Origin of the sequence: Streptomyces sp. ML-6 (assembly GCF_030116705.1) — a bacterium.
Taxonomy (GTDB): domain Bacteria; phylum Actinomycetota; class Actinomycetes; order Streptomycetales; family Streptomycetaceae; genus Streptomyces.
The window spans coordinates 319,626-341,302 of sequence record NZ_JAOTIK010000001.1 but is presented as its reverse complement, the minus strand read 5'-3'; the positions used below and the strand labels follow the sequence as shown (position 1 = coordinate 341,302).

General features: G+C 72.2%; 17 protein-coding genes and 1 riboswitch. Of the genes, 12 read left to right on the top strand and 5 right to left on the bottom strand.

Annotation, left to right across the window (positions count from 1 at the left end):
• Positions 1 to 14 precede the first annotated feature (14 nt).
• Entirely contained in the window at positions 15 to 275 is a 261-nt protein-coding gene (locus tag OCT49_RS01600) for a type B 50S ribosomal protein L31 (protein WP_283855637.1), read from the top strand.
• A gap of 97 nt (positions 276 to 372) precedes the next feature.
• A complete protein-coding gene (locus OCT49_RS01595) occupies positions 373 to 813 on the top strand; it encodes a hypothetical protein (protein ID WP_283850088.1) in 441 nt (146 codons plus the stop codon).
• Between the two features lie 51 nt (positions 814 to 864).
• Here the strand turns inward: OCT49_RS01595 and OCT49_RS01590 are convergent, their stop codons facing one another.
• Complete coding sequence (locus tag OCT49_RS01590; RefSeq protein WP_283850087.1) at positions 865 to 1,575, bottom strand: hypothetical protein; 711 nt, start codon at positions 1,573 to 1,575, stop codon at positions 865 to 867.
• A gap of 749 nt (positions 1,576 to 2,324) precedes the next feature.
• Between OCT49_RS01590 and OCT49_RS01585 the strand changes: the two genes are divergently transcribed.
• On the top strand, positions 2,325 to 4,856 hold the full coding sequence (locus OCT49_RS01585) for an ATP-dependent Clp protease ATP-binding subunit (RefSeq protein ID WP_283850086.1): 2,532 nt from the start codon (positions 2,325 to 2,327) through the stop codon (positions 4,854 to 4,856).
• Between the two features lie 178 nt (positions 4,857 to 5,034).
• Here the strand turns inward: OCT49_RS01585 and OCT49_RS01580 are convergent, their stop codons facing one another.
• From OCT49_RS01580 to OCT49_RS01570, 3 genes are read right to left on the bottom strand one after another with little or no spacing between them, the layout of a single operon-like run.
• Positions 5,035 to 5,823 carry an ABC transporter ATP-binding protein gene (locus OCT49_RS01580; RefSeq protein WP_283850085.1) on the bottom strand — a complete coding sequence of 263 codons (789 nt, stop codon included), beginning with the start codon at positions 5,821 to 5,823 and terminating at the stop codon, positions 5,035 to 5,037.
• On the bottom strand, positions 5,820 to 6,875 hold the full coding sequence (locus OCT49_RS01575) for a FecCD family ABC transporter permease (RefSeq protein WP_283850084.1): 1,056 nt from the start codon (positions 6,873 to 6,875) through the stop codon (positions 5,820 to 5,822). Before OCT49_RS01575 ends, OCT49_RS01580 begins: the two co-directional genes overlap by 4 nt.
• Positions 6,872 to 7,858: an ABC transporter substrate-binding protein gene (locus OCT49_RS01570; RefSeq protein WP_283850083.1), complete on the bottom strand. Its 987-nt coding sequence runs from the start codon at positions 7,856 to 7,858 to the stop codon at positions 6,872 to 6,874. The genes OCT49_RS01575 and OCT49_RS01570 overlap by 4 nt, the downstream gene beginning before the upstream one ends.
• Before the next feature lie 39 nt (positions 7,859 to 7,897).
• Positions 7,898 to 8,029: riboswitch (cobalamin riboswitch) on the bottom strand.
• Between the two features lie 312 nt (positions 8,030 to 8,341).
• On the opposite strand from OCT49_RS01570, the gene OCT49_RS01565 reads away from it, so the two are divergent.
• The 7 genes from OCT49_RS01565 to OCT49_RS01535 all read left to right on the top strand — a co-directional run bounded on the left by OCT49_RS01565 (position 8,342) and on the right by OCT49_RS01535 (position 17,488).
• On the top strand, positions 8,342 to 9,520 hold the full coding sequence (locus OCT49_RS01565; RefSeq protein WP_283850082.1) for a serine hydrolase domain-containing protein: 1,179 nt from the start codon (positions 8,342 to 8,344) through the stop codon (positions 9,518 to 9,520).
• Positions 9,521 to 9,575: 55 nt separating this feature from the next.
• Complete coding sequence (locus OCT49_RS01560; RefSeq protein WP_283850081.1) at positions 9,576 to 9,875, top strand: hypothetical protein; 300 nt, start codon at positions 9,576 to 9,578, stop codon at positions 9,873 to 9,875.
• Positions 9,876 to 10,232: 357 nt separating this feature from the next.
• Positions 10,233 to 10,736 carry a hypothetical protein gene (locus OCT49_RS01555; protein ID WP_283850080.1) on the top strand — a complete coding sequence of 168 codons (504 nt, stop codon included), beginning with the start codon at positions 10,233 to 10,235 and terminating at the stop codon, positions 10,734 to 10,736.
• Complete coding sequence (locus OCT49_RS01550) at positions 10,706 to 12,124, top strand: hypothetical protein (RefSeq protein WP_283850079.1); 1,419 nt, start codon at positions 10,706 to 10,708, stop codon at positions 12,122 to 12,124. The genes OCT49_RS01555 and OCT49_RS01550 overlap by 31 nt, the downstream gene beginning before the upstream one ends.
• Positions 12,121 to 13,569 (top strand): vWA domain-containing protein, encoded by a 1,449-nt coding sequence (locus tag OCT49_RS01545; RefSeq protein ID WP_283850078.1) that lies wholly within the window; start codon positions 12,121 to 12,123, stop codon positions 13,567 to 13,569. The genes OCT49_RS01550 and OCT49_RS01545 overlap by 4 nt, the downstream gene beginning before the upstream one ends.
• A gap of 14 nt (positions 13,570 to 13,583) precedes the next feature.
• On the top strand, positions 13,584 to 14,696 hold the full coding sequence (locus OCT49_RS01540) for an ATP-binding protein (RefSeq protein ID WP_148835968.1): 1,113 nt from the start codon (positions 13,584 to 13,586) through the stop codon (positions 14,694 to 14,696).
• The gene (locus OCT49_RS01535; RefSeq protein ID WP_283850077.1) at positions 14,693 to 17,488 is read left to right on the top strand and encodes a DUF5682 family protein; all 2,796 of its coding nucleotides are present in this window, start codon (positions 14,693 to 14,695) and stop codon (positions 17,486 to 17,488) included. The genes OCT49_RS01540 and OCT49_RS01535 overlap by 4 nt, the downstream gene beginning before the upstream one ends.
• Before the next feature lie 139 nt (positions 17,489 to 17,627).
• On the opposite strand, the gene OCT49_RS01530 is transcribed toward OCT49_RS01535, so the two are convergent.
• The gene (locus tag OCT49_RS01530) at positions 17,628 to 18,170 is read right to left on the bottom strand and encodes a hypothetical protein (protein WP_283850076.1); all 543 of its coding nucleotides are present in this window, start codon (positions 18,168 to 18,170) and stop codon (positions 17,628 to 17,630) included.
• Positions 18,171 to 18,486: 316 nt separating this feature from the next.
• Here OCT49_RS01530 and OCT49_RS01525 point away from each other — a divergent pair, with 316 nt between their 5' ends.
• Positions 18,487 to 19,650 carry a glycoside hydrolase family 113 protein gene (locus OCT49_RS01525; protein WP_283850075.1) on the top strand — a complete coding sequence of 388 codons (1,164 nt, stop codon included), beginning with the start codon at positions 18,487 to 18,489 and terminating at the stop codon, positions 19,648 to 19,650.
• Between the two features lie 105 nt (positions 19,651 to 19,755).
• A complete protein-coding gene (locus OCT49_RS01520; protein ID WP_283850074.1) occupies positions 19,756 to 21,603 on the top strand; it encodes a hypothetical protein in 1,848 nt (615 codons plus the stop codon).
• The last annotated feature ends 74 nt before the right edge of the window (positions 21,604 to 21,677 follow it).

Below are 21,677 nucleotides of genomic sequence, written 5' to 3'. Positions count from 1 at the left end.
AGGAGGCAATGAGCATGAAGTCCCGCATCCACCCCGTCTCCCGTCCGGTGGTCTTCCGTGACCGGGCCGCGGGAGTCGCCTTCCTGATCCGTACGACCGCGACCGCGGACGAGCGGGTGACCTGGGAGGACGGCCGGAGCTACCCGGTGATCGACGTGGAGACCTCGTCGGCGAGCCACCCGTTCTGGACCGGGAGCGGTCAGGTGCTGGACACGGCCGGTCGTGTCGAGCGTTTCCACCGCCGCTACGGCACCGAGGTGCCCGCCGCCGGCTGAACCGTTTCGCCGGACCCGCACCCAGTGCCGTGAATCACAGTGCGGGGGCGGGTTTCCGGGAACGGAGCGCAGTGGTTTATCGTTCACCTATATGTGGATGTCGCGTACCGCGCCCACGAAAAGCCGCCCCGGCTGGATTCCCCCGATCCGGCCGGGGCTTCTCCTCGACCCCGCCCCGGCGGGGGATGACGTCGAGTGCGCCGATGGCGTACGGACCCATCCCCAGGGAGGAGCGACATGGCCTGACGCCCGGTGGAGTCCACGCCCCGGAACATGGACCGCCGAGGAGCAGCTGCCCGTACTGGACGTCGTCGAGCTGCCACGCCGGCACGGACTCACCGTCCTGCTGTTCGTGGACCGCTACCCGCCGTTCACCCTCGGTCCGGCATCGGACCACCCGGCCCGCATCGAGGCCGTCCCCACCACTCTCGACCGGTCGGCCGTCCTCTTCCACCCGATCCTGATGATCCCGGCGGCGGTCGTGCGGAGCCTTGCCGCGTCCGGCCGGTGGGCGGCCGAGGGCGACGGCGGCAGGTGAGACCTCCGGATCGTTCCGCCGTGCGCCGGGCGCCACGGGGAGAAGGGTCCTTTACGTCGCGAGGCCGTCCGGGGTGGGCGCGCGACGGGCCTGCGGGACACCGGCGCAGCCCGGGGGCTGGGCGTCGGGGGTGGCATGCAGCTCCTGGGACCGGCGCGCGGACGCCCCGGCGGCCTGCCGCACGTCGGTCCAGTAGATGTCGAGCATCGTGCGCAGGGTCGTCGGCTCCTGGGCGGGGCCCGTGGGCACGGTCAGCCGGTCGAGATGCCGCCACAGCTCGTGGTCCGTCCGCTCGGCGACGCCGCCGTCACGGGCGTGAGCCGCCTGGTGGCGCTGGACGGCCAGCGCCAGTTCACGGAGCGTCTCCCGGCTCTGCTGGCCCGAGCTGTGGCTCTGCGCGCGGTTCACGTTCCGCTGCTCCTCACCCAATTCGGAGATGGCCCGCTGGACCCGCTGGTGGAAATTGGCGGTGCGGCGGCGCAGCGACTCGAACTCGGCGCGCGTCGCGAACCATTCGCGCTTGCCGGCCTCGCCCCGGGCGAGGCACTGGGCGTGGAACTCCTCCCGCTCGGTCTTGCGACGGCGCAGGACGCTCGCGGTCCGCTCGTGGACGTGGGTGAGGATCTTCCGGGCCCGCGGCAGGTTGTCGGGGTGGGTGATCGCCTTCCACACGGCCGCGTCACGGGTGGGCGGGTGGATGTTCGAGGTGAGCATCTGCTCGAACTCCTTGTCGGCGAGCTGGGCGAGGTCCTGGGCGTCCACTACTGGCCTCCAAGCCGGTGTTGGGCGGTATGGGTCCAGCGTGGCGTACCGCACAGACAAGCACGTAGAAATCCGGAAATGGAATGCGCCAAAGCTGAGGGCCGCGACAGGGCGGCGAGAGGGCCCGGCGAAGGCCGGCCGACGGCCCCGCACCGGTCGGAGACCGCCCGGGTCCGACCGGTGCGGGGCCGTACCGGCAGTACGTACGGCACGCCCCGCGAACACCGGGGGCGGGAGGTCGGGGCGCGCCGCAACCGCGCCGGCGCACGGGGGGCGGTTGCTCCCTCGGGAGGCGCCGGGGCCGTCGTTCGACTGTCCGAAACCATACGTTCTTCATGGCTTCGACCGCCGGGGGCGTTCCTGAAGGACGCCCACGCGGCGTCCGCAGCACGTTCGCGCCGGCCGGAGGGGCGGTGCCGGTGCGGTATTCGGCCCCGGGCACGCGACGGGCGGTACGGAGGCGGTGCGGGTGGCCGAAAGACCGGCCGCACATCACCCGATCGGCGGCCTCCCGGCCGGCCCGTCACCCGGCCGGAACGTCCATGACGTCGTGACGGGCGCCGGCCGGGGCCGAGGGGCGGTCCTCCCGCCGTTGCGGGACCCCGCCCGCGTTGGTCTAGTGAGAACACCTGCCCATGGGGCCGCGAGGAGACCTCGACGACCGATGAGCCCCCGGATCCGGCGCACGGAGGTCCGGGCCGGCGGCCCCTCGCGCCCTCTCCCCGCCCCGCACACCCCGGACGGTGATCATGACCATGTCCTCCTTCGGCTCCTTCGGCGGCCCGGACCCCTTCTCCGAACTGCTCAACCGCTTCTTCGGGATGTCTCCCGCCTCCTCGCCCCCTCGGGTGCAGCGGGTCCCCATCGGGCGGCTGCTGACGGAGTCGGCCCGCGAGCTGATAGGCCGCGCGACCACGCGCGCGAGCAGCGACGGCAGCCGGGACCTGGACACCGAGCACCTGCTGTGGGCCGCCACCCAGGTGGAACCCGCACGCACCCTGCTCGCACGGGCCGGGGCAGACCCCGAACAACTGGCCAAACAGATCGAGGACGTCCTGCCCGGGGAGAGCGCCACACCGTCCGCGGAACCGAGCCTGACGCCCGCCGCCAAGCGCGTGCTGCTCCAGGCGTACGAGCGCTCGCAGGCTGCCGGGGTCTCCTACATCGGGCCCGAGCACATCCTCGGCGCGCTCCTGGTCACCCGGGAGTCCGGCGCGGCCGGACTGCTCGGCGCCTACGGCACGGACCCCGACCGGCTGCGGCGCGAGGCGGACAACGCGGCGAGGGCCGAAAGCACCCCGGCGACCGCCGCCAGCGCCACCCCCACGCTCGACGCGTACGGACGGGACCTGACCGAGGCGGCGAAGGCCGGGAAGCTCGACCCCGTGGTCGGCCGGGCCGACGAGATCGAGCAGACCGTGGAGGTCCTCTCGCGGCGCTCGAAGAACAACCCGGTGCTCATCGGCGAGCCCGGGGTCGGCAAGACCGCGATCGTGGAGGGCATCGCCCAGCGCATCGTGTCCGGGGACGTCCCCCGGACGCTCAAGGACAAGCGGGTGATCACCCTCGACCTCTCCGGCCTGGTGGCCGGCGCCCAGTACCGGGGCCAGTTCGAGGAGCGGCTGAAGAACGTCATCGACGAGGTCAAGGCCGCCTCGGACTCGACGATCCTGTTCATCGACGAACTGCACACGGTGGTCGGCGCGGGGGCGTCCGGCGAGGGCGCGATGGACGCGGGCAACATCCTCAAGCCCGCCCTGTCACGGGGCGAACTGCGCGTCATCGGCGCGACGACCATCGACGAGTACCGCAGGTACGTGGAGAAGGACGCCGCCCTGGAACGCCGCTTCCAGCCCGTCATGGTGCCCGAGCCGACGGTCGCCGAGACCATTCAGATCCTGGAGGGCCTGCGGGACTCCTACGAGGCCCACCACCAGGTCCGCTTCACCGACGCCGCGCTGGCGGCGGCGGCCGAGCTCTCCGACCGGTACATCAGCGACCGCTTCCTGCCGGACAAGGCCATCGACCTCATGGACCAGGCGGGTGCCAGGGTGCGGCTGCGATCGCTCGGCAGGTCCACCGAGCTCGTCTCCCGCGAGGACCGGCTCGCCGAGCTGAGGCGGGAGAAGGACGAGGCGGTGGCGGCCGAGGACTTCGAGAAGGCGTCCGGGCTGAAGGAGGAGATCGCCGAGGCCGAGGCCGAACTCGCCGGCATCGAGGAACGGCGCGAGGGCGTCGTCGACGTCACCACCACCGACATCGCCGATGTCGTCTCCCGCCGCACCGGCATCCCGGTCGCCCAGCTCACCACCAGCGAGAAGGAGAAGCTGCTCAAGCTGGAGGACGCGCTGCACTCCCGCGTGGTCGGCCAGGACGAGGCGGTCACCGCGATCGCGGAGGCGGTGCGCCGCAACCGCGCGGGCATGGGAGACCCGAAACGCCCGGTCGGCTCCTTCCTCTTCCTCGGCCCCACCGGCGTGGGCAAGACCGAACTCGCCAAGGCGCTGGCGGATCTGCTGTTCGGCGACGAGAACCGCATGGTCCGCTTCGACATGAGCGAGTTCCAGGAGAAGCACACCATCTCGCGGCTCGTCGGCGCGCCTCCCGGCTACGTCGGCCACGAGGAGGCCGGACAGCTCACGGAGAAGGTGCGCCGCCAGCCGTACAGCGTGCTCCTCTTCGACGAGGTGGAGAAGGCCCACCCCGACATCTTCAACGCGCTGCTCCAGGTCCTCGACGACGGGCGCCTCACCGACGCGCAGGGGCGGACGGTGGACTTCCGCAACACCGTCGTCATCATGACCTCCAACATCGGGGCCCGGCGCATCCTCGCCCACAAGGGGGACGTCTCCGAGATCCGGGACGACCTCATGGGCGACCTGCGGGGCCACTTCCCGCCGGAGTTCCTCAACCGCGTCGACGAGACGATCATCTTCCACGGCCTGGGCAAGGACGACCTCGGCCGCATCGTCGACCTCCTGCTGGACGGCAGCAGGCGCCGTGTCCGCGCCCAGGGGCTGGAGCTGGAGGTCACCGAGGCGGCGAAGACCCTCCTCGTCGCGCACGGCCACCAGCCGGAGTTCGGGGCCCGCCCACTGCGCCGCACCATCCAGACCGAGCTCGACAACCGCATCGCGTCCCTGCTGCTGAGCGGCGAGGCGGAGCCCGGCGACACCGTCGTCGCCGACGTCCGGGACGACGCCCTGGTCTGCACGATCAGCCGCCCCGAGCCCTCCGGCGAACCCGACGCCCGGGCCGAGTCCGGTACCGAAGCCGGTTGATTCCCGTCCCGCCGACGGCCCGGACGCCCCGGAGCGGACCACGGACCCCTGCCGCCCGGTTCCGGGAAACGGGCGACAGGGGTCGTTCACACCTTCTGTCCCCGTCGGGAGGAACCGGACGGGGAGGTCCGGAACCGGGCTCCGCCCGCCCCGTGCCCGGCGGGAGAAGCGCCGTCGCTCATGACGGCGGGAGGTAGACGACGTTGGGGGAGCCGGTGACCGGATGGACACCGATCCGGGTCCGTATCCCGTAGACCTCGGCCAGCAGCTCCTCCGTCAGCACCGCGTGCGGGGTGCCGGACGCCACCAGCCGCCCGGCGCCGAGGACGAACAGCCGGTCGCAGTACGAGGCGGCCAGATTGAGGTCGTGCAGCACCAGCAGGTTGGTGGTGCCCAGCGTCCGCACCAGGCCGAGGATCTCCAACTGGTAGCGGATGTCCAGATGGTTCGTGGGCTCGTCGAGCGCCAGCAGCCCCGGTTCCTGGACCAGGGCGCGGGCGATCAGGGCCCGTTGCCGTTCCCCGCCGGACAGTTCCTCGAACCGCCGGCCGGCCAGGGGCGCCGCGCCGACGCGCCGGAGCGCCCCGTCGATGCGGCGGGCGTCCTCGGCGTCGTCCTGCTCCCAGAACCGTTTGTGCGGGCTCCGGCCCATCGCCACGACCTGGCGCACGGTCAGGCCGAAGGTGCCGGGGCTGTCCTGCGGCACGACGGCGACGCGGCGGGCCCGTTCCTTCACGCCGAGGGACGCGGCGTCCACTCCGTCCAGCAGGACCCGGCCCGTCGCGGGGCGCAGGGCGCCGTACACACAGCGCAGGAAGGTGGTCTTGCCGCTGCCGTTCGGCCCGACCAGGCCGACCGTCTCGCCGGGGGCGGCGTCCAGCGTGACCGCGTCGAGCAGGGTACGGCCGGCCACCTCGTAGCCGATCCCGTCGGCGACGAGCGTCGTCGGGGGCGGTGCCGGGCTCATCCGGTGATCCCTTCGGTACGGCTGGAGCGTCGCAGCAGCCAGAGGAAGAACGGGCCGCCGACCAGGGCGGTGACCACCCCGGCGGGAATCTCCTCGGGGGCCGCCACGGTCCGCGCCAGCAGGTCGGCCAGCAGCAGGAAGACCGCCCCGCCGAGCGCGGTCACCGGCAGCAGCCTGCGGTGGGACGCGCCGACGACCAGCCGGGCGGCGTGCGGAACCATCAGGCCGACGAAGCCGATCGCCCCGCTGTAGGCGACCAGCACGCCGATGATCAGTGACACCAGCACGAAGGCCCCGCCCCGGAAGCGGCCGGGGTCCAGTCCGAGACTGCGGGCCCCCTCCTCGCCGGTCAGCAGCAGGTCCAGCGGACGGGCCAGGCAGATCAGGAGAACGGACCCGACGCCCAGGACCACGGCGGGCAGCACCAGTTGGTCCCAGCGGGCACCGCCCAGACCGCCCAGGGTCCAGAACAGGATCGCCCGCACGTGCTCGGCCCGGGAGGACAGCACCAGGATCAGACTGGTGAACGCGGACAGCACGTACTGGATCGCCACCCCGGACAGGACCAGCCGGCCCGTCGTCATGGTGCCGCCGCGCCGGGCCATCGCGTAGACCGCGACCAGTGCGGCCATGGACCCGGCGAACGCCGCGACGGGCAGCGCCACATCGGTGGCCACCCCGGCGCCGACCCCCAGCACGACGACCGAGGCGGCGCCCGCCGACGCCCCGGACGAGGCGCCCAGCAGGAACGGATCGGCCAACGGGTTGCGCACCAGCGCCTGGAGCACCGCGCCCGACAGGGCCAGCCCGGCGCCGACGAGGGCCCCGAGCAGCACCCTGGGCAGCCGCACCTCCCACACGATCGTCGGGAACGCACCGGTGCGTTCACCGCCCAGGACCGTACTCAGCACCTCGCCCGGCGGAATCCGTACCGGACCGAGCGCCAGACCGGCCACCGCCGCCGCGAGCAGCAGCACCGTGAGGACGCCGATCACGACGGGGGCCGAGCGGAGGGCGGACTTCGGGCCGGGGCGGGCGGACCCCGCGCTCACGGGGTGCCGGGGTGCAGTTGCCCGGCCAGGTCCTCCACCGCGTCGGCGACCCGGACCCCGAGCACGGCCGAGGACAGCGGCAGCACCGCGAACTTCTCGTTCCTGATCGCCGGCACGTCCGCGAGCGCCGGATCGTTCAGCAGCCGCTTCTTCTTGGCCGCGACCGTGGTGCCTCCGTAGTCGTAGATCACGACCACCTCGGGCCTGCGTTTGATGACCTGTTCCCAGGACACGTCGCCGAAGGTGGCGTCGAAGTCCGCGAAGACGTTCCTGCCACCGGCGAGTTCGACGATCTCGTTGCCGATGCCCTTGCCGCCCGCCGTGAACGCGGAGCTTTCACCGGAGTCGTAGACGAAAACCGAGCGGGGCGAGGCGTCCTCGAGCCCCGTCTCGACCGCCGCGATCCTCCGCCGTTCCCGGGCGATCAGCTTCTGGCCGCGCTCCGGTACGCCGAAGGTCCTGGCGACCTGGGTGATCTCGGTGGCGAGCTGATCGACGCCGACCCCGCCCTCGGCGCAGCTCTCGATGTTCAGCCGGGTGTTGATGCCGTTCTTCCGGAGCTCCGCCCGGTCCTGGCCCCTGGCCTTGTCGAAGGCACTGTCGTACCCGCCGTAGACGAAGTCGGGGTTGGCGCCGAGCAGCACTTCCTTGGAGGGGTACTCCTCCGCGAGCACCTTGATCCCCTCGTACGCGGACCGGTACTCCGGCAGGACGCTGTCGTCCAGGTAGGCCGTCCCGACCAGCCGGTCCTGGAGTCCGAGGGCCAGCATGATCTCGGTGACGTGCTGGTTCATGGTGACGACCCGTTCCGGCGGGGCGTCGAAGGTCGTTCTCGTACCACAGTTGGTGACCGTGTAGGGAAAACCGTCGGCGGCCGGTGCGGTCCCCGCCCCGCCCCCACCGCCGGTGTCGGAGCCGCAGCCGGTGAGCGGCAGCAGGAGCAGTGGTATGAGTACGAGCGGTACACGGCGGATCCGTGGCATGGCCGGCCCTTTCCGGGGGATGTCCTCGTCCCCTGGGTCGTCTGGGAAGGCGGCGCGGCCAGTATCTGGCTTCCGGGCTGTTGCAGCCCGGTCACAGTGGCGGGACCGTACCGGATTCGCACCGGTTTCCTGACGCGCGTCGCCCGGGTTTCCGGAGCCCATTCTGTCAGACCGGTATTCCGGCAGGTCATGCCCCTTGCACCGACGACCGGTGGCCGGGGCCCGGCTGCCCCGGCCACCGGTGTGCGGGGGACAGCCCCACCAGGAACCGGGCGGCCAGCAGGATCGCCGCGGACGGTTTCTGCGGAAATGCTGGAACCGGCGAACGGGGAACCACCCCTGCCGAAGCGATCCAACGGCCTCCGGTGTGCTCCGGACGGCCTTTCCATTTCATGTCCATTTCGTGGGAGTCGGCGCGTGCACACGTGGGAAGAACAGCGGTTTCGTCCGTCCGGACGGCGGGGGAGGAAGCGGCGCGGGGCCGTGACGGGAGCGGCCGTGCTGGCCGTGGGCGTGCTCGCGGCGGGGGCCCTGGCACCGCCCGCCGCGGCAGCGCCCCTCCCCGGCCGGCCCGGCAGCACCGTGCAGCAGGGCCTGGACGAACTCGTGCGCTCCGACGGCATGCCCGCCGCCCTGGCCGGTGTCACGGACGGCGGGGGACGCACCCGTACGTACACCGCGGGTGTCGGCGACCTCGCCACCGGCGCCGGGGCGCCCCGCGACGGCCGGGTCCGCATCGGCAGCAACACCAAGGCGTTCACGGCCGTGGTCGTGCTGCAACTCGTCGCCGAGGGCAGGGTGGAGCTCGACGGCCGCATCGACACGTATCTGCCGGGTCTCGTGCACGGTGACGGCATCGACGGCGGCCGCATCACCGTCCGCCAACTCCTCCAGCACACCAGCGGACTCCCGAACTACGTCGAGCACCTGGGTGAGGAGATCCGTCACTACGAGCCCCGTGAACTGCTCGACCTCGCACTCCGGCACGGGGCCGACTTCGAACCCGGCAGGGGCTGGAAGTACAGCAACAGCAACTACCTGGTCGCCGGACTCCTCGTGGAGAAGGTCACCGGGCGCCCCCTCGCCACGGAGATCGACCGGCGCGTCATCCGGCGCGCCGGACTGCGCCACACCTACTTCCCCGCCCCCGGCGAACTGCGCATCCGCGGACCCCATCCCAGGGGCTACTACCAGGACTCCGCGGACGCGCCCCTCGTCGACGCCACCGAGTGGGACCCCTCCTGGGCCTGGGCGGCAGGGCAGTTGGTGTCCACCAACTCCGACCTCAACCGCTTCTACTCCGCGCTCCTGCGCGGTCGCCTCCTGCCGGAGCCGCAGCTCGACCAGATGCGCACCACGGTCCCGGCCGGCGCCCCCTTCGCCGACGGCGCCCGTTACGGACTCGGCCTGGTCGGCACACCGCTCTCCTGCGACGGCGAGGTCTACTGGGGGCACGGCGGCAGCATGACGGGGTACGAGACCCGGGGCGGTGCCACCGAGGACGGCCGCGCCGTCAACATCGCCGTCACCACACAGCCGGGGAGGGCGACGCAGAAACGCATGGAGGAGATCGTGGACGAGGCGCTCTGCGCGGCCGAACGCCCGGGCGAGGGGGTCGCGTCCGGACCGGAACACGGCGGGGAACGAACGTCCATGGAATGAACTCCATGACACGTACGGGTGATTGCCCTCGGAGGTGGTGCGACATCACCCGGAAGTGGGGCTATCTCTGCTGGTTGTGATCGAGAACCTGCTGCGTGCCGCCACGGTGGCCGCTCTCACCGCCCTGTCCCTCACCCCGGCGGGCCCGGCACTCGCGGACGAGGGCCCCCTCGTGCCGCAGGCGAGCCCGTGCGCCGCCGTCGTGGCGCCCGCCGGTCGGATCTGTGTGCCGTCGCCCAAGCAGTGCATCAAGGCGCCGTGCCCCCAGTACGACCTGCTCCAGATCCTCCCGTACCACCCACTGCCCTCGTACGAGGAGGTCATGGCCGCGCAGGGCCCGAACCCCGCTCCCTGACGCGACTCCGGTGCCCTGCCGCGCGGTCCGGCCACGTCCGCGGCCGCGCGGCAGGGCGCCGGCCACGGGGACCACCACGCCACTCACTCCACACCACTTGCTCCCCGGCGCGCATTCCACGGAACGCGCATTCCACGGCACGCACTCCGCACCGTCCGCACCACAAGAACCGTCCGTGGGCGGACCGGTACCACCGGTCCTGCCGGTCTCACCGGTCCGCACACGGGAGCTCCCGCGCTCGCATCCTGAGAGCAGTCCCGCCACGATCGGGGCGTTGTCAGTGGGCGCAGGTATGTTCGGTTCGTGTCCAGCCGGTGTGGCGAGGACGTCCCCTTTTTGTTGCATAGGAGTGGTGCGTTGTCGGATTGGGAGAGGTCGAGCACGGCCCGGGTGACGGCACCCGCACGGCCGCGGAAGCTCGCCAAAGTACCGTTCGTCGAACTGGCCGACGGGCGCCTGCAAGGAGTGGTGTCCAGCGGCTCGGACGTCGGACGGGTCTACGTCTCGTCGGTCGCGGTCGGCACCTACGCCTTCGCCTGCAGCACCAACAACAACCGGCCCTGCGGCGGCGCGCGGGGATCGTTCTGCAAACACATCCAGGCCCTGATCGGCGAGGCGGTGCTGCAGTACGGGGCCGAGCGCGTCGCCCGCTATCTGAAGGTCGACATCGCGGAGGGCGCGTCGAGCGCACCGGTCATCACCACCCAGATGACCGGCACCCGCCCGCCGCAGGGGGACACCGCGGCCGCCGCCCCCGTCTTCAGCCGGTTCCTGCGCCACCTCGCCTACCTGGAACTCGCCCCGACCACCGCCCCGTTGCCGGAGATGCAGTGGTTCCCGCCGACCAGGGCGGTGGCGTGATGCGTACCGACCTGCTCCACGAACCCGTCGCCGGGCTCGACGAGGCACTGTCGGCCGTCGACGCCTTCGACCGGGCACTGGTGGCCGGACTGCTCCGCCCCCGGCCCGACCGGGCCGCGGACCTGACGGAGTTCGCCGAGGCCCTCGCGGGCACGCCGCTGGCGGACCGGGTCGCCGAGGCCGCGGAGAAGGCGGCGGGCGGAGCCGCGGACGAGGACCACTTCGTCGCCCTCGCCGCCGCCCGCACCGCCCTGCTCGGCTCCGTCCACGACGCGCTGACCGCCCGCATACGGGAAGCGGTCGGCCGCCCCGAAGGCGAGCCGGCCACCGCCGCGCCCGGCGAGCAGCAAGCGGCGAACCTCCTGGCCGCCGCCCGCTCCTGGCTGTCCGACCTGGCCCGCTCCGGCTGGCAGGGCATCGACCACGAGGTGGTCTCCGGAGCGGCACAGGTCGTCTCCGCGATGCTCCCGGACCCGGCGCTGCGCCGCCTGGCGACGCTCCTCGACGGCTTCGCCGCCGAACTCGCCGCGTCCTGCCCCGGCGCCTCGATGGAACGCGTACCGGCACGCCGCTGGGCCGACCTCTGGTCACGCGCGATGCTGCTGACCCTGCCCGGCGCCGCCCACGTCCCCACGACCGGCACGGTCACCGGCCGCCTCCTGCCCCTCGGCATCGACGTGCACGAACACGCGACCGCCGTACAGGCCCAGGTCCACGCGGTGTTCGAGCCCGCGGACGGTTCCACGCCCCGCCTGGTGCGCGCCGGTGTCTCGGCACCCAAGCCCGACACGGTCGTCGGCGCCGGCCTCTGGCAACTGCTGCGCCCGCACATGTCGCTCCTGGCCGCCGCCGGTGAGGGCCGCGCCATGGAACTCACCGACATGCCGATCACTTCCGAGAACGACCTGATCTGGGACGACGCCCACGCCCGCCCGGGCGAGCCCGCCGACGCGTTCGTCACCGCCCGGGTCGCCCTGCCCACCGCCACCGACGCGGCGACCGCCCCCCTGGACCGGCACCCGGCGCGCATCGCGGTCCCGGTGTTCCTGGAGGGCTACACCGCCCAGCAGGACGACGACGCACTGACGTTCACCGTCGCCGGCCACCCGCTCGCCGTCGATGCCGACCGCGCTCCGGCCGCCGGACCGCTGACACCCGAGGCCGTCGCGGCGTCCGGGGCCTGCATCGGACTGCTCCGCTGGGACGCCGGGGCCCACCGCGTCCAGCCCCTGGCCGTCGAGAGGACCGTACGGAAGAAGACGGTCGCGATCCACGCCGGGGAATGGGCCGGGGGCACCACCGACAAGGTCGGGGTCAAGGCGGAGAAGGCCGCCACCGACGCCGTCGCCGTGCTGCGGGAGCGCGCCGGAAAGCTGCTGCGGAAATGACGGACCAGACGACCGGCCGGCCCGCCGGGCACACGCCCCCGCCGAACCCCGGGCCCGATCCCCACGACAACCGCCGCCAGGTCCTGTACTGGCGACTGCTCGCCCGCCTCTTCGACCCCGAGGAGCAGGCCACCCTGGAATCCGCCAGCCTCGGCGTCGTCGAGGACATCGGCCTGCCGACCGCACTGCTGGACCCGCAGGCATCCGTCGACTCCATCGTGCAGCGCCACCCGGAACTGGCCGCCGAGTTCGACGGCCTGATGACCCCCGACCCCGACGAGGACGACGACACCCCACGCGACCGGGCCGCCGAGGTGCGGCGCGCGGCACTGGTGTCGAAGGTCCTGCTCAACGTGTTCGCCTCCGGCTCCGGCACGGTCACCGCCGGACAACTGGCCCGCTGGCAGTCCGACGCCGGCTGGCTGGAACGCGCGCTCGGCTGCAAGCCCGGCGAGCTGCGCGGCGGCCGGGCCGGGGGAGCGGCGGCGGGAGGGGGCGTCAGCCCGACCGGCACCGGCGGCCGGGGCACGAACCCCGACCTCAGCCGGCTGATTCCGGCGATCGGCCCCGAACTCGGCGCCATCGAGGCCGACCTCGTCAAACGGATGCACCTGCGCGAGGTGCTGGCCGACCCCCGGCTCGCCGCCCAACTGACCCCGAGCATGTCGCTGATCGAGCAACTGCTGCGGGACAAGGACAACCTCTCGGGCGTGGCCCTGGCCAACGCCAAGGCACTGATCCGCCGCTTCGTCGACGAGGTCGCCGAAGTGCTCCGCACCCAGGTGGAGAAGGCCACGGTCGGAGCCCTGGACCGCTCCGTCCCGCCCAAGCGGGTGTTCCGCAACCTCGACCTCGACCGCACGATCTGGAAGAACCTCACCAACTGGAGCCCGGAGGAGGAGCGACTGTACGTCGACCGCCTCTACTACCGGCACACCGTCCGCAAGACGACACCCCAGCGGCTGATCGTCGTCGTGGACCAGTCGGGCTCGATGGTCGACTCGATGGTGAACTGCACCATCCTGGCCTCGATCTTCGCCGGGCTGCCGAAGGTGGACGTCCACCTGATCGCGTACGACACCCAGGCACTCGACCTCACGCCCTGGGTGCACGACCCCTTCGAGACCCTGCTGCGCACCAACCTCGGGGGCGGCACCGACGGCACGGTCGCCATGGCACTGGCCCAGCCGAAGATCGCCGAGCCCCGCAACACCGTCGTGGTGTGGATCTCCGACTTCTACGAATGGCGTTCCGAGCCGCTGTTCGAGAGCATGGCCGCCATCCACCGCTCGGGAGCCAAGTTCATCCCGGTCGGATCGGTCACCAGCTCCGGCCGCGGCAGTGTCAACCCGTGGTTCCGCGAGCGCTTCAAGGACCTCGGCGCACCGGTGCTCTCCGGTCACATCCGCAAGCTCGTCCACGAGCTCAAGACGTTCCTCGCTTAGAAAGGCCCCGAAAAATGTCCGACCTGTTGCGCGCCCCCGCCGAGATCAAGTACGCCGAGGAGCTGGAGTGGCTGGAGTCCATCGACGACAACCCCAAGCCCTTCTCCTGGCGCCTGTCCCCGAAGATGGTCCGCCTGTTCATCCTCGGTTCCGAGCGTTCCGACGGCCTGGACCGGGAGATCTCGCAGAAGTGGTACGGCGACCGCAGTTTCGTCGAGCGCTCGATCGTCACCCTGGCCTCCGACCGCGGCCTGCTGCTCATCGGTGACCCCGGCACCGGCAAGAGCTGGCTGGCCGAGCTGCTGTCCGCCGCGATCTGCCGCAACTCCACCCTGGTGGTGCAGGGCACGGCCGGCACCACCGAGGACCACATCAAGTACTCCTGGAACGTGTCGATGGTCATCGCCAAGGGCCAGTCCCGCGAGTCGATGATCCCCTCGCCGATCATGACGGCGATGGAGGCCGGTGCGATCGGCCGGTTCGAGGAGCTCACCCGCTCCACCAGCGACGTCCAGGACGCCCTGATCTCGATCCTGTCCGAGAAGTACATCTCGGTCCCCGAACTGGACAGCGACAGCATCGTCTTCGCCAAGCCCGGCTTCTCCATCATCGCCACCGCCAACAGCCGCGACCGGGGCGTCAACGACCTGTCCTCGGCGCTCAAGCGCCGCTTCAACTTCGTCCGCATCCCGGTGGTGACGAACAAGAAGAGCGAGGTCGAGATCGTCCGCTTCCGCACCGAGGAACTGCTGCGCCGCCACCAGATCGACCTGGACGTGCCGCCGACGCTCCTCGACGTGCTGCTGCAGAGCTTCGCCGACCTGCGGGCCTCCGCGGCCGCGGCCGGCAGCGACGACGAGAAGCTGGAGTCCGCGCTGTCCACGGCCGAACAGATCGGCGTCCTCGAGGACGCGGTCCTGCACAGCAACTTCTTCGGCGAGACCACCCTGACCGCGCGCACGCTGGCGTCCTCGCTCGTCGGCTCCCTGGCCCGGCGCGAGCCCGAGGACCTGGCCATACTCAACAAGTACCTGCACGGCGTCGTCGAGCCGCGCAGCAAGGAGGAGGGCGGCTCCTGGCCGGAGTTCCTGGAGGGCGGCCGCGACGCGATCGCCACCCTGTCATGAGCGGCGCGCACGAGGGAACCTTCGAAGGACTGCGCGCGCAACTGCAGGAGGCCGCCGCGGAGTTCGCCGACGGCCCCGACGCCCTGGAGGGCATCCTCCTCGGCATCGTCGACGACGTCGACCACGCGGTGCGCGAGCCGCTGGAGATCTTCCCCGTCTGCCACCACTCGCCCGCGTCGGCGACCGCGATGGCACGCCGCCTGCGCCAGAAGCAGCCCAAGGTCGTGTACCTGGAGCTGTGCGAGGACATGGCGCCGCTGCTGACCGAACTGCGCAACTGCAAGCTCCCGGTGGCGGTCCAGGCGTTCGCCTCCGAGGTCGACGGCTTCCCCGCCGACTGGTCCCCGCTGTCGGTGGTCGCCCCGATCACCGAGGCGTCGGCCGAGTACCAGGCGATCGCCTACGCGCTCGACACCCCCGGCGTCGAACTCGTCCTCGTCGACCGTTCCTCGGACCACGTCTTCCAGTGGGACGCCCGCGGAACGCACCCCGACGGGGCCGCCGACCCGGACGCGCCGCCCGCCGAGGAGGAGGCCGCACTGCACGGCGACGCGGTCGGCGTGGAGATCGGCGACCTGCGGCCCCGCTTCGCGGAGCTGGAGGAGCACCTGCTGCGCCACGGCAAGGTGCGGCACTGGTCGGAGTGGTGGCACCAGTACGTCGAGCTGCCGCTCGGCGACAGCGACCACGACACCTACCGCCAGGTGATGCTCCTGATCGGAAGCCTCTTCCGGCGCCTGGCCCCCGGCGACCCCCACCGGGTACGGGTCGACGAGGACCGCGAACGCTACATGTGGACCAGGATGCGCGAGCACCTGGCCGCGACCGGCACCGACCCCGAGGACTGCCTCTACGTCTGCGGGGCGTTCCACGCGGCCAGCCGCGTCGCGGAGTTCGGCGTCCACGGCACCGACACCTTCGAGATCGGTCCGCGCAGCGCCACCAAGTGGCAGCACGGCCTGATCCCTTCCAGCCACGCGGCGATCGAGGCGCAGTTCGGCCTCGCCGCCGGCTCGGTGTCGATCGCCGCGACCGTCTGGGCGAAGAACCTCAAACGGACCCGCGTGCAGCCCTACCGCCTGGAGGGGCAGGCGGGGACGAAGAAGTCGAGAGCCAAGAAGACCGCGGCCGCGCCGGCCCCCGTACCGGCGCCTCCGCCCGCGGACAAGCTCACCGGCTTCCTGCAACAGCCACCCGTCCTGGACCGGTTGGACGAGGCCGAACTGCTCGGCTGGTCGGTGGAGATCGTGCGCGCCGCGCGCCGCAACGGCTACCTGTCCTCCACGGCCGACGCCATCGCGGTGTTCGAGTCGTCGATCCTGCTGGCCGGGATGCGCGACCGGGCCAAGCCCACGCCGTACGACTTCCAGGACGCGGCCGTCACCTGCATCGAGAAGGACACCGTGCCGGGCCGGCGCGACGTGCGCCGGCTCGTGGAGATCATGATGGGCGGTGACCGCGTCGGCCAGGTCGGCTACGACGCGCTGCCGCCCCTGGCCCGCGACGTCCACGACCGGCTCGCGCCCCTGAACCTGAAACTCCAGCAGTCGGGGGTGCAGCGGGCCCTGCTGGACATAGCCGGCCGGCCGGAGCTGGAGCGCTGCTCCGACGTGCTGTGGATGCTGCGCAGACTGATGCCGCAGCAGGCCGTCCGGCCGATCATGGGCGAGCGGAAACTGGGGGAACGGTCGATCCAGGAGTCGTGGGACCTGTCCCTCGGCACCCACCAGCGGGCACTCATCGAGCTCGGCTACGAGGGCGTCAGCATCGAGCAGGTCCTCGAACAGCGCCTGCGCCGCCGGGCGTACGACCGGCAGGCCACCGCGGCGACCGTCCTGGAAGCCGTCGAGGACGCGACGCTGTACCTGCGCAGCCGCCGTCTCGCGGACGAGCTGGGCACCCACGCGCTGGAGGTCCTGGCGGCCGAGCGCAGCGTCGACGGGGCACCGGAGGTGCTGCGCCGGGTGCGGCGGCTGCTGGCGTACTACCGCACCAGCGAGCCGGTGCTGCCGTCCTGGATCGAGTCCTTCGTCAAGGCCGGTTACGCGCACTACTGCACCCTGCTGCCGACGGCGTTCACCGACGAGGACGCCACCGTCCGCCAGGTGGCGGCGATGCTGGGCTTCCTGTTCAGCATGGAGGGCCTGGCGCTGTCGCTGGGCTGCGACCGGGCACAGCTGGAACTGGCGGTCGCCCAGTCCCACCCCGAGGAGTCGTCGAGGACGGCACTGCTGTGGGCGGCCCAGGTCCACCTCGGGAACCTCTCCCGCGCGGACCTGCGGGCGAGGTGCGACGAGCTGCTGGGCAACCCGCTGGCGGTTCCCTCCTACCCGCGCCACCTCAGCGGCTTCCTGCACGCGCTGGGCCCGGTGCCGAGCCTCACCGACTTCGTCGTGGAAGCGGTGTCGAACGCGTTCGCCCGGCTGCCGGACGCGGTGCTGCTGCCGTGGCTGCCCACCCTGATCACCACCCTGCGGTCGGGTTCCGAACTGGCACCCCTGCTGATCCGCGAGGCCGGCCGGACCTTCCCCGGCAGACTCGCGGCACTGGACGAGTGGGTACCGCCGTGGCTGGCACAACCGGAACCGGGCGCACGGCGGGCCCGGTCCACGGGGGGCGGCCGGGGCTCCGCACTGCTGGTCGCACACCCCGCGACGTGCGACGCGGTGGCGGAGCTGCTGGGCTGCGAAGGGGCGTGGCGGACGACGGACCCCGGCCCCTCGGGCGCGGAACTGCTCGGACGCCACCCGGAAACGGCCCAGGCACTGGAGGCGCTGCTGGCCGGGGCGTGAGCCCGGCGGGTGAGGCGGGCCCGCGACGGGAACGGGAAACGTACCCGTCGCGGGGGCCGCAAGGGGGCCGGGTGGACGGCCCCGGCCCCCTCACCCGTACCGCCACCGCCCGGCCCCGGTCCCGCACCGGGCCGGCCGGTCAGGACGTCGTGCGCGAGTTCACCACGTCCGGATGGATCGGGCCGATCCATGCGGCGAAGCGGTCCCACAGCTCGGCCTCGGTCGCCTCGACGACGTCATTGGGGTCCTCGACGGCCTCCAGCCCGAAGTGGTGACGCAGCCACGCCCGGAACCGTTCGTTGTCGGGGCAGGGGTCGTAGTCCTCGTCCTCCTCCCGCTCGTCCACGTACTCGACCCTCTCCCAGCTCCCCATGGGGGTCCAGCCGGAGGCCAGGACGCGGAAGAACTCCCGCAGGTCGCGGGCGACGAGATTGACGCCGCCCTCGGCGCCCAGGAACACGACGGGCAGCGCGGCCGGATCGGGACGCTCGTCGAGCAGCCAGATCGCGTAGAGCGAGCCGGAGCCCGTGGCGAGCGCGAAGGTACGAAGACGGTCGGCGGTGCCGGGGTATCCGCCGTCGTCCTCGCCGAAGGCCTGCAGCTCGAAGCCGGGGGCGTACCAACTGGGCACGCTCTCCTCGAACTCCTTGAGAAGGTTCAGCTCGGGAACAGGTGAGTACATGCCGGGACACTACCGCCGACGGAAGCACACCCGGGAACACAATCCGCCGGCCTTTCGCACGCTTCCCGGCATGCGGTCGGCCGCATGGCCGACGAGGGTTTCACGAAGCCGCGGCCCGCCAATCGGCCCCGCCGGCCGGCTCCGTGAGACGACGATCCCCGGTACCGCCCGCCGGAGCCCCCGACCCGGGCAGCTTTCGTCGCCGGGGATTTCATCCCTTGGTCGGCCGTCCGCAGACTTTCGGCCGATCCGCGCCGTCGGCCCGCCGAGCAGGCTGGCAGCGATACACGGACCGCCCACCGAGAGGGAACAAACAGTGCATCGCGACGAACACGGCCGAGGCATCAGCCGCAACCGGTTCCTGGCCGGGGCGGGGGCGATCGGGGCCGCAGCGGCGACCGGGAACCTCCTGGCCGGCGCACCCGCGAGGGCGGCCGCACCGGCCGGCCGCAACGAGAAGCGCGGCGGCGGACGCGGCCTGCGGCACCGGGGGGTGTGCTACACGGTCGGTGAGGGCGGGACACCGGCCACCGCGTGGAGCACCGCCCGCATGCGCGCGGACGTCCGCGCCATCGCCGAGGACCTGCACGCCACATCGATCGAGGTGACGGGCGACGGCGTCGAACGGCTCGACGCCACCGCGTCGGAGGCCGCCGAACGGGGGCTGCACGTCTGGCTCCAGCCGACCCTGGGAGACCGCCCCGCCCAGGAGATCCTCGACCACCTCGCCGAGACGGGCCGTCACCTGGAACGGCTGCGCCGTCAGGGAGCCCGCGCGGACCTGAGCGTGGGATGCGAGTTCTGGCTGTTCGTACCGGGCATCGTCCCCGGTGACAACGCGCAGGAACGCATCCGCAACCTCCTGGCGGGCACCTACGACCCCGAACTGATGATGCGTCGCCTGGACGCCTTCACCCGGCGGGCGGCGGCGGTCGGACGCTCGGTCTTCGGCGGCAGCCTGTCGTACGCCGCCGCGCAGGACGACGAGGTCGACTGGAACCTGTTCGACATCGTGGGCATCGACTACTACTCGTCCTACCCGAACCGCGCGGACCACGTCCGTGAGCTGCGGAAGCACATGCGCCGGGGAAAGCCGCTGGCGATCACGGAGTTCGGCACGTGCGCGTACGTGGGGGCGCCCGACAGGGGCGGGATGGGGTGGGACGTGGTCGACTACACCCGGAAACCGCCCCGGATCAAGGAGGACCTGGTGCGCAGCGAACGCACCCAGGCCGCCCACCTCACCGAACTCCTCGGCGTGTTCGAGTCGTTGGACCTCTACGCGGCGATGGCCTTCGAGTTCGTCACCGCCGACGCCCCGTACTCCCCCGACCCCCACCTCGATCTGGACATGGTGGGCTACGCGATCGTCAAACCCGTCAAGGACCGGTTCGACGACCCGGAATCCGACTGGCACTGGGAACCCAAGCAGGCCTTTCACGCACTGGCCCGGTGCTACGGCCGGGCCCGGCGCCGCTGATCGCCGCCGGAGCCGGACGCAAGGATCCCGGCACGCCCCCGCAAGGAGCCGGTCCGACCCCGCACGGGGGCGGGGCGGGCTGCGGGAGTGTCAGTGGGGCGGGTCATGATGGTGACCATGCACGGCACCGGTTCGAACACCGCTCCATGGGTCGCCCGGAAGTGGAAGAGCATCAGGGCCACCTCAGCCTTCCAGGGCCTCGTCAGCGGCGGGGGCTCCTGGAACGACGACGAGTTGGTGAGCATCGAGCGCATGGGCCGCTACATCGAGGGGACCTGGTCGCCGGAGGAGGGGGAGAGCGGGCCGGTACTGGCCGGGGACGCCAGCTGGGCCCACCTCATCGGGCAGGTGGGAGTGGTCGCGCTGCGGGCCGCCTCGCCCGTCACCCTGCCGGAGCGGCGCGAGGTGCTGCTGAATTTCCTGGAGATGTGGGCGCAGACCCCCTTCGTCGATCCCGACTACCGTTTCCGCCTCGGGCGGTTGGAGGGGGAGGGCTCGTTCACCGTCCGCGACGAGCACGGTTCCGCGTTCGCCCGATGGCTGCCGGCCCGGAAGGACCGCCCCTACCTGGAGGCCCTCCCGCCCGGTTGTGTCCGGCCGCCCCATCACGAGCTGCGGTACGCCGAGGAATGCCACCGCGGCTGGGGCAGCCGGGACCAACTGCGCCGCCTGGTCTCCCTGATCCGCGAGCGGGGGCCGATGCCCTGGGACCCGGCCGCGGTCGTCGAACTGAGCGACGCCGCCGGGACGAGCCGGCCGGCGGCCGCACTCATCCTCGCGGGCAACCCCGGCGCCGGCAGCTACTACGCTCCCTACCTCGAGGCCGCCGAGCGCACGGCTCTCGGCTTCAAGGCTGCTGAACTCGAATCGGGCCGAGCGGAGTTGGGTCTTCTGCGGGAGGGGGAAAGGATGGCCCTCCTCGCGGACGTGCTCCCCGAGGACCCCGCCGACCTGTGGGAGCCCGGCGGCCTCGGCCGGGTCGCGGCACGCACCGCCGAGGCATGGAACACCCGGTACGGCAGACGCCCCCGGCCGCCGGAGCGGACCTGGAAGGCCGCTCTGGCGCTGGACACCCGGGTACCCGCGACCGATCTGTGCCACCTCTTCCTGGACCCGGAGCGGGCGCCCCTGCCTCCCGGCTCCCTCCTCCGGGCACGGCCCTGCCCGGAGGAGTACCGCGGGCTGCGCACGATCTGGGACGCCATGGGCCTCCCCGACGCCACCGGCCTCGTCGACGCGGTCTTCACCGGCCTGCCCTGGGCGTACGCCGACCTCCCCGCCGGGGACCCGGTCCGGGACGGCGCACCGGAGGTCGTCCGCATGCTGCGCAAGGTGCTGGCGGGCGGCGACTCCCCGGCGAGGGCGCTGGAGGCCGGCGTGAGGGAGACCAGTGCGCTGGAGGCCGGTGTGCCGGAGGGCAGGACCGTTTCGTGGCGGTGGGACTGGCTGACGGACGGTACCTGCGACCGGATGATGGCCCGGATCACCGCCGCCGACCTGCCGCCCGGTCGATACGAGTCCGATCCGCGCGCCTGCGTACCGGATCTGGTCGAGGAGGTGGCGCAGACCCTGGGCCTGCTCGAGGACCCGGCCGCGCTGTACCTCCAACTGCTGACGCTCGCCGTTCCGTCCGACCGCAATGTGCGCCGCTGGAACGGCTGGACCCCGGCCCGCCACAAGCAGGCCGCGGCCCGGCTGGTGGAACGCGGCCTGGTGGTGGAGGACAAGCGACCGCGCGCCGGCCGCGGCGTCTTCCTGCCCGGCCCGTGGGCGCACGCCGCGAAGCCACTGCCGCCGATGGAGTGCGGGAAGGCACGGAGGCTGGGGGCACGACTGGCCGACGGCAGCGAGGACAGAAAGGTCATGCACCTGCCCGGGCTGCCGGGCACCCTGCCGGAACTGTTCACCGAGGCGTGGCGGTCGCCGCGCGAGGCGGAGAACCCGGGCGGCTGACTCCTCCGCTCCCTCCCCGCTCCGGCGCCGTGGACATCACGGCACCGGAAAATCAGGAACGCGCCGCACGACGC

Bases quoted from the DNA above. Each gene is read 5' to 3' on its own strand.
- OCT49_RS01540 (WP_148835968.1), top strand. From the start codon at position 13,584: ATGTCCGACCTGTTGCGCGCCCCCGCCGAGATCAAGTACGCCGAGGAG.
- OCT49_RS01580 (WP_283850085.1), bottom strand. From the start codon at position 5,823: ATGAGCCCGGCACCGCCCCCGACGACGCTCGTCGCCGACGGGATCGGC.
- OCT49_RS01585 (WP_283850086.1), top strand. From the start codon at position 2,325: ATGACCATGTCCTCCTTCGGCTCCTTCGGCGGCCCGGACCCCTTCTCC.
- OCT49_RS01545 (WP_283850078.1), top strand. From the start codon at position 12,121: ATGACGGACCAGACGACCGGCCGGCCCGCCGGGCACACGCCCCCGCCG.
- OCT49_RS01600 (WP_283855637.1), top strand. From the start codon at position 15: ATGAAGTCCCGCATCCACCCCGTCTCCCGTCCGGTGGTCTTCCGTGAC.
- OCT49_RS01520 (WP_283850074.1), top strand. From the start codon at position 19,756: ATGATGGTGACCATGCACGGCACCGGTTCGAACACCGCTCCATGGGTC.
- OCT49_RS01570 (WP_283850083.1), bottom strand. From the start codon at position 7,858: ATGCCACGGATCCGCCGTGTACCGCTCGTACTCATACCACTGCTCCTG.
- OCT49_RS01530 (WP_283850076.1), bottom strand. From the start codon at position 18,170: ATGTACTCACCTGTTCCCGAGCTGAACCTTCTCAAGGAGTTCGAGGAG.
- OCT49_RS01535 (WP_283850077.1), top strand. From the start codon at position 14,693: ATGAGCGGCGCGCACGAGGGAACCTTCGAAGGACTGCGCGCGCAACTG.
- OCT49_RS01595 (WP_283850088.1), top strand. From the start codon at position 373: ATGTCGCGTACCGCGCCCACGAAAAGCCGCCCCGGCTGGATTCCCCCG.